The sequence below is a fragment of the Roseovarius sp. SCSIO 43702 genome (genome assembly GCF_019599045.1).
Taxonomy (GTDB): domain Bacteria; phylum Pseudomonadota; class Alphaproteobacteria; order Rhodobacterales; family Rhodobacteraceae; genus Roseovarius.
The window spans coordinates 381,946-395,148 of sequence record NZ_CP080623.1; the positions used below are offsets into that span (position 1 = coordinate 381,946).

Sequence of the window (13,203 nt, forward strand, 5' to 3'; positions counted from 1 at the left end):
GATTTCGCACGGGAGGCAATTCAAGCCGGTCGGGGCACGCGCCTGCCTCCGCGCGCTCAGTTGCGGTTGTAGACGTCCTCGTAGCGCACGATGTCGTCCTCCCCGAGATAGCTGCCGGTCTGCACCTCGATCAGGACCATGTCCACCTTGCCGGGGTTTTCCATGCGGTGCACCGCGCCGAGCGGGACATAGATCGACTGGTTCTCGCTCACCAGCGTCACGGTGTCATCGACCGTCACGCGTGCCGTGCCCTCGACCACGATCCAGTGCTCCGAGCGGTGGACGTGGCTCTGAAGGCTCAGCGCCGCGCCGGGCTTGACCACGATGCGCTTCACCTGGAACCGCTCGGCCAGGACCAGCGTCTCGAACCAGCCCCAGGGGCGATGATCGACGGGAAATTCCTCGGCCTGCCGCGCGCCGTCCCGCCTCAGCCGGGCCACCACCTGCTTGATGTCCTGCGCGCGCCGCATGTCGGCCACCAGAACCGCGTCGCGCGTCGCGACCGCCAGCACGTTCTCGAGCCCGAGGCCCACGAGCTTGAGATCGTCCACATCCGACCGCAGGTAGCTGTCCCGGCAATCGAGCGCCAGCGCGGCGCCCTCGACCGCGACGCCATCCTCGTCGGGTGCAGCCGCGCGCCACATCGCGTCCCAGCCGCCAAGGTCCGACCATGCGCCGCCGAACCGCACGGCCATGAGCGCTTCGGACTTTTCCATCACGGCGTAATCTATGGAAAGATCTGGCATCTCGGCCCACGGCTCGGGCGCAAGCCGCTCGAAATCGAGATCCCGGCGCGCGCCATCCAGCGCGGCGCGGGCGGGGGCGATCATGTCCGGCATGTGGGTCTCGAACGCGGCGATCAACGTGGCGGGCGCCATCAGGAACAGCCCGGAATTCCAGAGGAAATTGCCCGCCTCCAGCATCCGCGCCGCCGCCTCGGCATCGGGCTTCTCGACGAACTGCACGAGCGGATGCGGCCCCGGTCCCTCGTCCGTTCCGGGCGCCAGCTCGAGATAGCCGTATCCCGTCTCGGGCCGGTCGGGGGTGATGCCGAAGGTGACGATGCGGCCCGAGCGCGCCGCCTCCGCGCCGGCCTGCACCGTGGCGCGAAACGCCTCGGCGTCGGGGATCAGGTGATCCGCCGGCGCCGCGAGCATCAGCGTCTCGGGCTCCGCCTCGGCCAGGGCCAGCGCCGCGACCAGAAGGGCGGGTGCGGTGTTCCGACCGTCGGGCTCGATCACGATGCGGCCCTCGGCCCCCGCCATCTGCATCTGTTCCGCGACGATGAAGCGGAACGGCTCGCCGGTCATGACCAGCGGCGCGGCGAATCCCTCTCCCGAAAGGCGGGTGAGGGTCTGCTGAAACAGGCTGTCGCCGTGCTGGAAGGGGGTGAACTGCTTGGGGTAGCTCTTGCGCGACACGGGCCAGAGCCGTGTCCCCGACCCGCCGGTCAGAAGCACAGGGGTGATCGTTTCTTGTGCCGTCATCGCTCGTCCCGTCCTTGTGGTGGGCGCGGGATCGGCCGCGCGCCCGTCAGTTGGCGTAATAGGCGTTATAGGCGCCATAGCTGTCGCCATAGCCATAGCGCTTCATACCTTTCGCGCTGATCTGCGCAAGGACGAGGCCCGAAACCCGCAGGTTGACGCTCTCGAAGGCCCGAAGCCCCTCGCGCACCTGCCGCTGCGACGTGCTGTCCCATTTCACCGTATAGAGGATCGCGTCGACCCATTGTCCGATGATCCGCGGTTCGGGCACCGCAAGGACCGGGGGTGTGTCGATGACGACATAGTCGTAAAGCTCGCGCAGCTCGTCGAGGAAGGCGCGGAAGCGGTCCGAGGAAAAGACGTCCGCCGCGTTGATCTTCGTCCCTTCCGCCATCAGCAGATCGGCCTTGAGGGACGGCTCGTGAATGACCGCTTCCGACAGCGCCACGTCGCCGGTCAGCACCGACATGAGGCCCTGCCGGGGCTGGATGTCGAAATATTCCGCGAAGACGCGCCGCCGCATGTCGCCCTCGATCAGCAGGACGCGCTTGCCCATGTTCGCGAGGTTCTGCGCGAGCGCGATGGACTGCGTGGTCTTGCCTTCGCCCGGAATGGACGAGGTCGACATGATGATGCGCGGCGGGTTGTCGATATCCGACAGAAGGACCGACGTGCGCAGGTTGCGGATCGCCTCGGCCGCCGCCGAGTTCGGCTTGTCGCGCAGATACTTCAGGACCTGCCTGCGCTTGCGCGCCGGGATCGCGGGGATCTGGCCCAGCACCGTATAGCCGGTCCTCGCCTCCAGATCTTCGGCCACCCGGAACGTGTTCTGCGCGTATTCCCGGCCCAGCACGGCCGCGACACCCACCATCGCCCCCAGCATCAGCGACATGACCAGCACCAGGCTCTTGCGCGGCGCCGACGGGTTGCGCGGCACCACGGCCTCGCTCAGGAGGCGGCTGTCGGCCTGCTGGATGCCCTGCTGGATCGACGTCTCCTTCAGCCGGCTCAGGAAATGCTCGTAGATGAGCCGGCTCGCCTCGGCCTCGCGCTCGAGCTGCTGAAGCCGGACGAGGTCGGCGGACTGCGTCTCGATCTGCGCCTCCTGCGTCGCGATCGAGGTTTCGAGCGCGTCGATCTGGCTCCGGGCCCGCTCGACCTCGAGGCGCGCGCGGTCCACGACTTGCTCGAACCGCGTATCGAAGGCCTCGCTCCGGGCGCCGTCCATGGTGCGCAGGACACGCGACAGGGCGGTGTCCCCGGCCTCCTGCGCCATCTCCTCCGCGTCACCCGTCGCCTCTGCCGCCAGGAGCGCGGCGAGCCGCGTCTCGGCCGCCTCGAGATTCGCACGCGCGTCGCGCAGGCGGTCGCGCGTTTCCTTGAGCTGGCGGTTCAGCGCGGCCAGCGCCTCGGGACTGATGAGCTCGGTGCCGGCGTTGAACTCCTTGACCGCGGCCAGCGCGCTTTCCAGCTCGACCTGCAATTCGCTCACGCGGTCGGTCAGCCACTCGGTCGCCTTCTCGGTCGCGGCGAATTTTACCTCGATCTGCTCGCGGATGTAGAGATCGGCCAGCGTGTTGGCGATCGCGGCGGATTTGCGCGGATCCTCTGTCGTGGCGGTGATCCTGAAGACATAGCTTTGCCGCACGTTCGAGACCGAGATCGCGTCGCTCACGTTGTCGATGACCTTGTGGAGGGTGCGGTCCTCCGCGTTCCCGGCCACCGGGTCGGGCCCGCCGCCGACGAGCGCGCGCAGCCAGCCCACGATGCGGCCCACCGAGATAAGCGGCACCGGCCGAAGCTCGGGATTGAACTCGGGATCGGATACGAGGTTCAACTCCCGCACGAGTTTCTTCAGCAGCCCGCGCGAGCGGATGACCTCCACCTCGGTGTTGATCGACGCCTGGTCGCCCGAAAGCCCGGTCATGACGCTTTCGATATCGACCACCTGCTCCTGCCGGCTTTCGAGCATCACGACCGCGCTCGAGGTATAGACGGGCGTCGCGCTCACGAACGCGTAATAGGCCCCCAGAAAAAGGCCGATCGCGGCGCAGAGCGCGATCCAGAGCTTGCCGCGCCAGATCGTCCGCGCGAGATCGCGCAGGTCGATCTCATCGCTGTCCGGGACGGCGGAGGGCGCCTGGCTGGCCGGCATGAAGTTCGGTGAGTCTCTCATGGGTCGATCCATCGTGGCGTGGACTGAGCGAATTGCGGACCCTTTCACACACCCGTGCGCAAATGACAATCTTGCAATCCAGGGTGGTGGCGACCTATGGCCGTTTCACACCGGCAGGGCCGTGGTCGCGCTGACGGTGCGGAGCGCGAAGCTCGACTGCATCTTTGCCACGCCCGGCAACCGTGCGAGGTGCTGGCGGTGGATGCGGGCGAAATCCTCGGTGTCCTCGGCCACGACCTTGAGGATGTAATCCGCCGCGCCCGCGGTCAGGTGGCATTCCAGCACCGAGGGAATGCGCGCGACGGCCTTCTCGAAGGCGTCGAGCACGTCCTCGGCCTGCGTGCTGAGCGTGATCTCGACGAACACGGTCGAGGGAAGCCCCATCCGCCGCGCGTCGAGAAGCGCCACGTAGCCCGCGATATATCCTTCCGCCTCGAGCCGCTGCACCCGTCGGTGACAGGCGCTGGCCGAGAGGTGAACCTGTTCCGCCAGGTCCGAATTCGAGATGCGCCCGCGTCTCTGGAGCGCGGCGAGGATCCGGCGATCTAGATCGTCGAGTGACATTCACGCAATTCCCTTCGCGGTTTCCGGCTTCCTGCGCGAGATTATCCCGAATTTATCGCGGTGTGCGAGAGAAATTTCGCATCCGTTTGCGCGTCTTTTCCTCCAGACTTCGCCAAAAGGGAGGAGACACTACATGAAAATCGGATGCCCCACGGAAATCAAGCCGCAGGAATTTCGCGTGGGCCTCACGCCCAACGCCGCGCAGGAAGCCACGGCGCACGGCCACGACGTCATCGTCCAGAAGGGCGCGGGCGATGGCGCCGGGTTCACCGATGCCGATTACGAGGCGGCGGGCGCCAGCATCATCGACACGGCCGAGGAAATCTTCGCCACCGCCGACATGATCGTCAAGGTGAAGGAGCCGCAGGCCTCCGAACGCAAGATGCTGCGCGAGGGGCAGGTGCTCTTCACCTATCTCCACCTCGCGCCCGATCCCGAACAGACCAGGGACCTGCTGGCCTCGGGCTGCACGGCCATCGCCTATGAAACCGTGACGGACCGGAACGGCGGCCTGCCGCTCCTGGCGCCGATGTCCGAGGTCGCCGGGCGCCTCGCACCGCAAAGCGGGTCGTGGGCGCTGCAAAAGGCCAATGGCGGCAGCGGCGTGCTCATGGGCGGCGTGCCCGGTGTGCGGCCCGCCAATGTCGCCGTGATCGGCGGCGGCGTGGTCGGCGCGGCGGCCGCGCGGGTCGCCGTGGGCATGGGCGCGAATGTCACCGTGCTCGACCGCTCGCTGCCGCGGCTTTCGTATCTCGATGACGTGTTCCTCGGCACGCTCACGACCCAGTATTCCGACAAGGCCGCCATCGAGGAGCTTCTGCCGCGCATGGACATGATCGTCGGTGCCGTGCTCATCCCCGGCGCCGCGGCGCCCAAGCTCGTGACGCGTGATCAGCTTTCGATGATGAAGCCCGGCTCGGTGCTCGTGGACGTGGCCATCGACCAGGGCGGGTGTTTCGAGACCTCGAAGGCCACCACGCACCAGGACCCCATCTACGAGGTCGACGGCATCGTGCATTACTGCGTGGCCAACATGCCGGGCGCGGTGGCGCGCACCTCGACCCAGGCGCTGGGCAACGCCACGATGCCCTTCATGCTGGCGCTGGCCGACAAGGGCTGGAAAAAGGCCTGCGCCGACGATCCGCATCTCATGAACGGGCTCAATGTCCATGCCGGTCAGCTCACCTACAGGGCCGTGGGCGAGGCGCTCGGCATCGACACCGTCTCTCCCGAGAAAGTGGTGAACGGCTGATCCTTCCCCTTTTCTCTCTTCCCGTACTGGGCGGCCCCGTGGCCGCCCTTTTTTCATGGCGAAGGCGACCCCCGAAGGAGTCGCCCCCGCCCTGCGCCGCGCCTTGACGGCCTCAGATATTCCCGGCGTTCATCTCGCTCGCGATGTGATCCGCCTGCCGGATCGCCAGGGCCACGATGGTCAGCGTCGGGTTCTCCGCCGCGCCGGTGGTGAACTGCGACCCGTCCGACACGAACAGGTTGGGGATGTCATGCGTCTGCCCCCACTTGTTCACGACGCCGTCCTCGGGCTTTTCCGACATGCGGTTGGTGCCGAGGTTATGGGTGGACGGGTAGGGCGGCGTCGGCAGAATCCGCGTGGCGCCCACCGCGCGATACATCGCCTCGCCCTGTCTGTAGGCGTGGTTGCGCATCGCGATGTCGTTCGGGTGATCGCTGAAATGCACGTTGGCGACGGGCAGTCCATGCTGATCCGTCACGTCGGTGTTCAATGTGACGCGGTTCGTCTCCTGCGGCATGTCCTCGCCCACGATCCACATGCCGGCCATGTTCTCGTAGGCGTCAAGCGCGGTGGTGAACTCGCGCCCCCAGGCACCGGGGTTCAGGAACGCCGCCATGAACGGAATGCCGAGGCTCAGCGTCTCGAGCTCGTAGCCCCCCACGAAGCCGCGCGTCGGGTCATGCTTGGCCTCGTCCTGGACGATCCCGGCCATCGTGGTGCCGCGCCACATGCGCACCGGCTTGTCGAAGATCGCATAGACCGATCCCGTCATGTGCCGCATATAGTTGCGCCCCACCTGCCCCGATGAGTTGGCCAGCCCGTCGGGGAACATCGACGACGCCGAGTTGAGCAGAAGCCGCGGGCTTTCGAACGAGTTGCCGGCGACGGCGACGATGCGGGCCTTCTGCATCTGAAGGTTGCCGTCCGCGTCGAAATACTCGACCCCCGTGACCTTTCCCTCGTCATTGTGCAGGATGCGCGCGGCATGCGCCCGCTCGCGCACCTCGAGGTTGCCGGTGGCCTCGCCGTCGGGAATGTCGGTATAGGCCGTGGACCATTTCGCGCCCCACTTGCACCCCTGGAAGCAGAAGCCCGTCTGCTGACAGGCCAGCCGCGTATCCGTATCGCGCGAGTTGATGGCCATGTTGCCGGTATGGACCTCCTCGTAGCCCAACGCCTTGGCGCCCGCCTCGAACACCTTGTAGTTGTTGTTTCCCGGCAGGCCCGGATTGCCGTTCGTGCGCGTCACGTTCAGCTTCTTCTCGGCCTTGTCGTAATAGGCGTCCATCTCGCGCGGGTCGATGGGCCAGTCCAGAAGGTTCGCACCCTCGACCTCGCCATAGGTGGTGCGCGCCTTCCATTCGTGATCCTGGAACCGAAGGCTCGCGCCGGCCCAGTGCGTCGTCGTGCCGCCCACGGCCTTCACGATCCAGGCGGGCAGCCCGCTGAAATCCCGGGCCACGCGCCAATCACCCGAGGTGGTGCGCGCATCGGTCCAGGCCAGCTGGCCGAAGCTTTCCCACTTGTCGTTGACGTAATCCTCGGGGAGGTAGCGCCCCCGGCCTCGAGCGCGACGACCTTCACGCCCTTCTGCGCCAGCTCGTTGGCCAGAACGCCACCCCCGGCCCCTGTCCCGATCACCACCACGACGCTGTCGTCGTTCTTGTCGAATTGTGCCATTTTCCTCGCCTCCCCTCAGAGCCACGCGATGTCGTCGAAACCGCGGTCGATATACCCGCCCTGCGAGAAGCTCTCGCCTTCGTAGCCGAAGATCGGCCAGACATCCTTCTGATTGTAGAGCCCTGTCACCAGGCCCCCGCGCACCGTCTGGAAGAACGGCTCGTCCTCGATCTCGCGCAGGAGGGCGACGCGGTTTTCCTCCCATGGCGTCGTCTTGTAATCGCCGTGACCCGCCGCGCGCGCCTTCTCGTCCAGCATCGCGATGCCCTGGGCGACCATGTCGCGCGTGCCCTCGCTGTCGTATCCCTTGACGGCGACCGCATAGAACTGATCCCCGATCCGGTCATGCGGATAGATGTCCCGCGCCATCTGGATCAGCGTGGCCATCTCGTGTTCGGTGATGTTCACGACCTCCAGCGCCCAGGCGGCATCCGGCGCGGCGATGAACCCGCTCCCGATCGCGACCAACGCGGTCGCCCCGCCCGCACGCGCCAGAAGTTCGCGTCGGGTCAAGGTGGCTTTGTGTTTCAACATTTTGCTTCCTCCCTTTTTATTGTCGTTCAGTTCAGCGATAGCGCCCGTGGCGCTGCATGACCTCGATCTCGTAGCCATCGGGATCGGTCACGAAGAAGAACCGCGCCAGCAATTCGCCGTCGCGCTCGAAATCCACCAGCTTGCGGGGTTCGAAGCCGGCGGCCTTGAACCGCGCGTGCTCGGCGTCGAGGTCATCCACGACCACCGCCATGTGGCCATAGCCATTGCCGAGGTCATACGGCGCCTCGGTGCCCTTGTTGATGGTGAGCTCGAGCTCGAAGTCGTTTTCGTCGTTCTTCAGGTAAACCAGCGTGAAACTGTCGAACTCGATGCGATGCGCGGGCTTCAGCCCGAACGCCTCGTCATAGAATGCAACCGACCGCGCCTCGTCCAGAACGCGGATCATCATGTGTACGATCTTGGCCAAGCCATCCTCCCTGTCTTGCTGAAACTCAGCTTCAGCCTAGACCGGGAATCGGCGGTCGGGGTAGTAACCCCCTACTACATCGCCGCCATTATTCGGCAGCCAGCGGCGCGGCGTTGCCTGCCTCGGCCTCGCCCAGGTGGACAAGCGCCGCACAGCGCAAAAGCGAGGTGAAGTTCGCAGCTTCCCCGTGCAGTTCCAGAACCTCGGAATGCAGGGTCGAGATGAATTTCGGCGTGCTCAGGCCCTGGCTCCCCGCGATCTCGTCAAGGATGGCCCAGAACGCCGCCTCGAGGCGGATGCTCGTGCTTTGCCCGTTCAGGCGGATGCGCCGCGTGATCGGGGTATAGCGGTTCGGCTGCTGTCCCGCGAAAATCTCGCACATGAATTGATCCTCCCAGTCAAAAGCATGTGTGGTCAGGGAACCAACGGTAGGGTCACGGCGACGCAAAGTCAAAATATCCGGGCCGATAGCCCTTGAGGGCGCGGCATCCCGCCGCTATCCCCCTTGTCCAAAGGAGCCTGCGCATGAGCCTCAACACCTTCGGACGCCTCTTCCGCTTCACCACCTGGGGCGAAAGCCACGGGCCGGCGCTTGGCGCCACGGTCGATGGCTGCCCGCCGGGCGTTGCGGTGGACGAGGCCGCGCTGCAGGTCTGGCTCGACAAGCGGCGGCCGGGCCGGACGAAAAACACCACCCAGCGGGACGAACCCGACGCCGTGCGCATCCTCTCGGGCGTGTTCGAGGGGCAGACCACCGGCACGCCCATCCAGCTCATGATCGAGAACACCGACCAGCGCTCGCGCGACTACGGCGAGATCGCCCAGACCTTCCGCCCCGGCCATGCCGACATCACCTATCACCAGAAATACGGGCATCGCGACTATCGCGGCGGTGGCCGCTCCTCGGCGCGCGAAACGGCGGCGCGCGTGGCGGCGGGCGGCGTGGCGCGCGCCGCGCTCGAGGCACTCGTGCCGGGGGTCGAGATCAAGGGCTACATGACCCGCATGGGCGAGGTCGCGATCGACCGCGACCGTTTCGACTGGGACGCGATCGACGGCAATGACTACTGGGTGCCCGACGCCGCCGCCGTGGCCGAGTGGGATGCCTATCTCAAGGAGATCCGCAAGAACCGGAACTCCGTCGGGGCCGAGATCGAGGTCGTCGCGCGCGGCGTTCCGGCAGGGATCGGCGCGCCCGTCTACGGCAAGCTCGACACCGACCTCGCCGCCGCGATGATGTCGATCAACGCCGTCAAGGGCGTCGAGATCGGCGAGGGCATGGCCGCCGCGCGCCTGACCGGCACCGACAACGCCGACGAGATATTCATGGGCGACGACGGGCAACCCGAGTACAGCTCGAACCACGCGGGCGGCATCCTGGGCGGCATCTCGACCGGGCAGGACATCACCGTCCGCTTCGCCGTGAAACCCACCTCCTCCATCCTCACGCCCCGCCGCTCGATCCGCATGGACGGCACCCCCACCGAAGTCGTCACCAAGGGCCGCCACGACCCCTGCGTCGGCATCCGCGCCGTGCCCGTCGCCGAGGCGATGATGGCCTGCGTGATCCTCGACCACCTGCTCCTGCATCGCGGGCAGGTGGGCGGGCTGGGTCCGAGGGGCGAGATCGGCTGACCTCGCGCCGGAAACGCCGAATTCTCCGGCTCGTTCTCCGCGTGGAAAACGGCTGCGCCCTTCGATGAAATTCCAAGCGGAATTTTCACCGTCTATCGGGTTGCGGCACCGACCGTTGCGTTAATCCCGGGGGTCACCGCACGATTGCACCGACGTGATACCGACGTGGATACCGACGTGGATACCGACATCGCGATCCACGCCGATTTCCTCGGTTAACCAATCACTTGGGGGATTTTCCAGGCCTGATTCGCGCAATCAGTCGGTCATCTCCCCCGTCATGTAAATGAGCGTCGGCTTGTCCGCCTCGAGCGCCTTCAGAAGCGCGTCCTGAAGCGCGGGAAGGCTCTGGGGCGTCTCCGCATGGGCGCCATAGGCCCTAGCCAGCGCCGGGAAGTCCGGGTTATGCGCGATCACCGAGTTGGGGGCGATCTGCGCGCCGACCATGCTGTCCTCGATTTCCTTCAGCTTGCCGTTGTCCCAGAGCAGGATCGGCAGCGGCAGGCCCAGTTCCACCGCGGCGCCAAGCTCCTGAACCGTATACTGGAATCCGTAGTCGCCCGCGATCGCGACCGTGGGCTTGCCGCGCCGGGCCACGGCCCCGCCGATGGCCGCCGGCATCGCGTAGCCCAGCGTGCCGAAGCCGGTCGGGTGATGCCAGTGGCCGGGCTGCGGCATGTCCCACATCTCGTTCGAGACATAGGCGAATTGCGTCATGTCCGAGAAGATCATCGCGTCCTCGGGCATCACCGCCTGCAACGCGTCGACCACCCGAGGGATGCCCGGCCGCTCGGCCTCGAGCGCGGCGCGCCAGCGTTTCTTCTGCGCCGCCACCTCGTCGGCGTTCCAGCCGCCGCCCGCGGCGTCGCCATCCTCCATCGCCTCCTGCAGCGCGCGGAAGAACGCCCCGCTGTCCATCAGCACGCCTTGGCCGCCGCCGGGCTGCGAGAGCACCTCGGGGTCGATATCCACGCGGATCATTTCGCCCTCGTAGCCAAGCTCGCGCCGCCAGAGATCCACCTCGGCCAGCTCGCTGCCGACGACAACCACGAGGTCGGCGCCCTGCGCCACCTCCGCACTTTCGGGCCGGCCAAGGAAACCGCCGTAATTCAAGGGGTAATCGCGCGGCATGACCCCGCGCCCCGCCACGGTCGCGATACTCGCCGCGCCCATTTTGCCGATTACCTCGCGCGCGGCCTCCACGTCGCCGCGGGCTCCGCCGCCCAGCACGAAGAGGGGGCGCTTCGCCGACATGATCCGCTGTGCCATGCCGCCCGGCAGATCGCCGAAGCTTCGCGAGACGGGCTGCGGCAGGTCGGGCGCCGCCTCGGCCTCACCCTCGAGCGCGGCGATGGGCACCTGCACGTGTTTCGTGCGTGGCCGCTGAAGCGTGAATTCCTGCAACGCCCGGTCGATCAGCGCATAGGCCGACGCCGCGTCACGCGCCTCGTGGGACCAGTCGCAGACCGTCCGTGCCGCGCCCTCCTGGTCGAGCATCTGGTGAAGCTGTCCGCGATAGTTCGCCGTTTCGTCGAGACAGGAGGACAGCACGAGGAGCGGCACGCTGTCGGAATAGGCCTGGCCCATGGGTGTCATGATGTTGCACAGGCCCGGCCCGGTGATGACATAGGCCACGCCGGGCCGCCCGCTCGCCCGTGCATAGCCATCGGCCATGAAGCCCGCGCCCTGCTCGTGCCGGGCGAGGACATGGGTGATCCCGGCCTCCTCGATGCCGCGATACATCTCCTGGTTATGGACGCCGGGAATGCCGAAGATCGTGTCCACCCCCCGCGATTTCAGCATATGCGAGATCTGCGCGCCCAGGGGTCGCGTCTGCGTGTCTTTCTTGGCCATCATGCCCTCCAGAAGTTTACCGTGAACAGTACGAAGACCGCCATGAGCTCCAGCCGCCCGATGAGCATCGCGGCGGTCAGGATCCATTTCGCGGTCGCGTTGAGTGGTGCGTAGTTCCCCGCCGGGCCGATCGTCTCGCCAAGTCCCGGGCCGACATTCGCGATGGCCGAGGCCGCGCCGGAGACCGACGTGATGAAATCGAGCCCCGTCAGCCCCAGCGCCACCGACACCACGCCCAGCGTGAGGACGAAGAAGACGAAGAACACCATTACCGAGTTCAGGACGTCGTCGGAGATGGGCTTGTTGTCGTAGCGGGGGGTGAAGACCCCGTGAGGCAGATAGATGCGCCGGACCTGCGAACGGATCGAGGCGAAAAGGATTTGGTAACGAAAGAGTTTTACAGAACAGGATGTGGATCCCGCGCAGCCGCCGATCAGGCCCACGAAGAAGAAGATCGAGATCGGAAGCGCGCCCCACGTCATGTAATCCACGCTGGCATAGCCGGTGCCCGAGATGATCGAGGTGATGTTGAACAGCGATTCCCGGAACGCCTGCTCCGGGTGGTGGGGAAACGTATTGATGAGGATCGCGGCGACGAAGACGACGAGGACCAGCACGGTCAGGAGAAACCCGCGCACCTGCGCGTCCCAGAACAGCGGCCGCGCGCTCCCGTTCACGAGCTGGACGTAGCGGACGAAAGGAAGCGCCGCCAGGATCATGAAGATCGCGGCGGCGTATTCGGGCAGCCCCGAGAAGGTGCCGAAGGAAGCGTCGTAATTCGAGAACCCGCCTGTCGAGACGGTGGTGAGCGCATGGACCGTCGCGTCGAACGTGTTCATGCCCAGGAAGGTGTAGCACAGCGCGCAGGCCAGCGTGAGCCCGAGATAGATGATCGAGATCTGCGAGGCGATGGCGCTGGCACGGGGAAGGATCTTGCCCATCGTGTCGAAGGCTTCGGTCCGGAAGATCTGCATCCCGCCGACCCGCAGCTCGGGCAGGAAGACCATGGCCACCACGATGATCCCGATCCCGCCCAGCCATTGCAGGATACCGCGCCACAGAAGGATGCCCTTGGGCAGCTCGTCGAGCCCCCCGATCACCGTCGCGCCGGTGGTGGTGAGCCCCGACATCGCCTCGAACACCGCGTCGGTCACGTCAAGCCCGGTCGCGCCCATGACCAGCGGCAGCGCCCCGAAGATCGGCAGCACGACCCAGACCCCGGTGGTCAGAAGGAAGGTCTGCTGGATCGTCAGCCCCTCCCGCACGCCGTTGCGGCAACTCATCGCGACGAGCCCGCCGGTCAGGATCGTGAGAATGCCGCTCTCGGCGAAAACGGGCCAGTGCCCGCGCCCTTCCGCGATGTCGACAAGCATCGGCAGCACCATCGTCAGGCCAAGGGCCAGCACGGTGAGGCCAATCACGTATCCCACAGGGCGCAAGTCGAACATGGCGCAGCGTTGGCGTCTGGTTCGAACGGTGTCAAGGCGCATGGAGGCTGGACAGGTGGCCCCGAGTGTATAGAGATTGACGCAGGGGAGGGCGCAGGAGCATGACAGGTTTTTCTCCGATGCCACGGCAGGTCCGCGCCGCGCTTTCA

At 66.3% G+C, this 13,203-nt stretch carries 10 protein-coding genes and 1 pseudogene; 2 read left to right on the forward strand and 9 right to left on the reverse strand.

Annotated elements, in window-relative coordinates:
- Positions 1-56: 56 nt before the first annotated feature.
- The 3 genes from K1T73_RS01755 to K1T73_RS01765 all read right to left on the reverse strand — a co-directional run bounded on the left by K1T73_RS01755 (position 57) and on the right by K1T73_RS01765 (position 4,224).
- The gene (locus K1T73_RS01755) at positions 57-1,487 is read right to left on the reverse strand and encodes a mannose-1-phosphate guanylyltransferase/mannose-6-phosphate isomerase (RefSeq protein WP_220602293.1); all 1,431 of its coding nucleotides are present in this window, start codon (positions 1,485-1,487) and stop codon (positions 57-59) included.
- 46 nt (positions 1,488-1,533) lie between these two features.
- A complete protein-coding gene (locus K1T73_RS01760; protein WP_259400412.1) occupies positions 1,534-3,660 on the reverse strand; it encodes a polysaccharide biosynthesis tyrosine autokinase in 2,127 nt (708 codons plus the stop codon).
- 105 nt (positions 3,661-3,765) lie between these two features.
- Positions 3,766-4,224: an Lrp/AsnC family transcriptional regulator gene (locus tag K1T73_RS01765; protein ID WP_220602295.1), complete on the reverse strand. Its 459-nt coding sequence runs from the start codon at positions 4,222-4,224 to the stop codon at positions 3,766-3,768.
- A gap of 133 nt (positions 4,225-4,357) precedes the next feature.
- Between K1T73_RS01765 and ald the strand changes: the two genes are divergently transcribed.
- Positions 4,358-5,476 carry an alanine dehydrogenase gene (gene ald, locus K1T73_RS01770; protein WP_220602296.1) on the forward strand — a complete coding sequence of 373 codons (1,119 nt, stop codon included), beginning with the start codon at positions 4,358-4,360 and terminating at the stop codon, positions 5,474-5,476.
- A gap of 112 nt (positions 5,477-5,588) precedes the next feature.
- Here ald and K1T73_RS01775 read toward each other — a convergent pair.
- The 4 genes and pseudogenes from K1T73_RS01775 to K1T73_RS01790 all read right to left on the reverse strand — a co-directional run bounded on the left by K1T73_RS01775 (position 5,589) and on the right by K1T73_RS01790 (position 8,499).
- A pseudogene (locus K1T73_RS01775) lies at positions 5,589-7,156 on the reverse strand (GMC family oxidoreductase).
- Positions 7,157-7,171: 15 nt separating this feature from the next.
- Entirely contained in the window at positions 7,172-7,690 is a 519-nt protein-coding gene (locus K1T73_RS01780; RefSeq protein ID WP_220602297.1) for a Twin-arginine translocation pathway signal, read from the reverse strand.
- 31 nt (positions 7,691-7,721) lie between these two features.
- Positions 7,722-8,117 carry a VOC family protein gene (locus tag K1T73_RS01785; RefSeq protein WP_220602298.1) on the reverse strand — a complete coding sequence of 132 codons (396 nt, stop codon included), beginning with the start codon at positions 8,115-8,117 and terminating at the stop codon, positions 7,722-7,724.
- Positions 8,118-8,205: 88 nt separating this feature from the next.
- Entirely contained in the window at positions 8,206-8,499 is a 294-nt protein-coding gene (locus K1T73_RS01790) for a ribbon-helix-helix domain-containing protein (RefSeq protein WP_220602299.1), read from the reverse strand.
- Between the two features lie 143 nt (positions 8,500-8,642).
- On the opposite strand from K1T73_RS01790, the gene aroC reads away from it, so the two are divergent.
- On the forward strand, positions 8,643-9,752 hold the full coding sequence (aroC, locus tag K1T73_RS01795) for a chorismate synthase (RefSeq protein WP_220602300.1): 1,110 nt from the start codon (positions 8,643-8,645) through the stop codon (positions 9,750-9,752).
- A gap of 258 nt (positions 9,753-10,010) precedes the next feature.
- Here the strand turns inward: aroC and K1T73_RS01800 are convergent, their stop codons facing one another.
- Both K1T73_RS01800 and K1T73_RS01805 read right to left on the reverse strand, forming a co-directional pair.
- On the reverse strand, positions 10,011-11,606 hold the full coding sequence (locus K1T73_RS01800; RefSeq protein ID WP_220602301.1) for a thiamine pyrophosphate-binding protein: 1,596 nt from the start codon (positions 11,604-11,606) through the stop codon (positions 10,011-10,013).
- Positions 11,606-13,054, reverse strand: coding sequence for a TrkH family potassium uptake protein (locus K1T73_RS01805; RefSeq protein ID WP_220602302.1), 1,449 nt, complete (start codon positions 13,052-13,054; stop codon positions 11,606-11,608). The genes K1T73_RS01800 and K1T73_RS01805 overlap by 1 nt, the downstream gene beginning before the upstream one ends.
- Positions 13,055-13,203 lie beyond the last annotated feature (149 nt).

What these genes read in the sequence shown, in the direction of transcription:
- K1T73_RS01780 (WP_220602297.1), bottom strand. Translation starts at nt 7,690, where the DNA reads ATGTTGAAACACAAAGCCACCTTGACCCGACGCGAACTTCTGGCGCGT.
- K1T73_RS01760 (WP_259400412.1), bottom strand. Translation starts at nt 3,660, where the DNA reads ATGAGAGACTCACCGAACTTCATGCCGGCCAGCCAGGCGCCCTCCGCC.
- K1T73_RS01790 (WP_220602299.1), bottom strand. Translation starts at nt 8,499, where the DNA reads ATGTGCGAGATTTTCGCGGGACAGCAGCCGAACCGCTATACCCCGATC.
- K1T73_RS01800 (WP_220602301.1), bottom strand. Translation starts at nt 11,606, where the DNA reads ATGGCCAAGAAAGACACGCAGACGCGACCCCTGGGCGCGCAGATCTCG.
- ald (WP_220602296.1), top strand. Translation starts at nt 4,358, where the DNA reads ATGAAAATCGGATGCCCCACGGAAATCAAGCCGCAGGAATTTCGCGTG.
- aroC (WP_220602300.1), top strand. Translation starts at nt 8,643, where the DNA reads ATGAGCCTCAACACCTTCGGACGCCTCTTCCGCTTCACCACCTGGGGC.
- K1T73_RS01755 (WP_220602293.1), bottom strand. Translation starts at nt 1,487, where the DNA reads ATGACGGCACAAGAAACGATCACCCCTGTGCTTCTGACCGGCGGGTCG.
- K1T73_RS01765 (WP_220602295.1), bottom strand. Translation starts at nt 4,224, where the DNA reads ATGTCACTCGACGATCTAGATCGCCGGATCCTCGCCGCGCTCCAGAGA.
- K1T73_RS01805 (WP_220602302.1), bottom strand. Translation starts at nt 13,054, where the DNA reads ATGTTCGACTTGCGCCCTGTGGGATACGTGATTGGCCTCACCGTGCTG.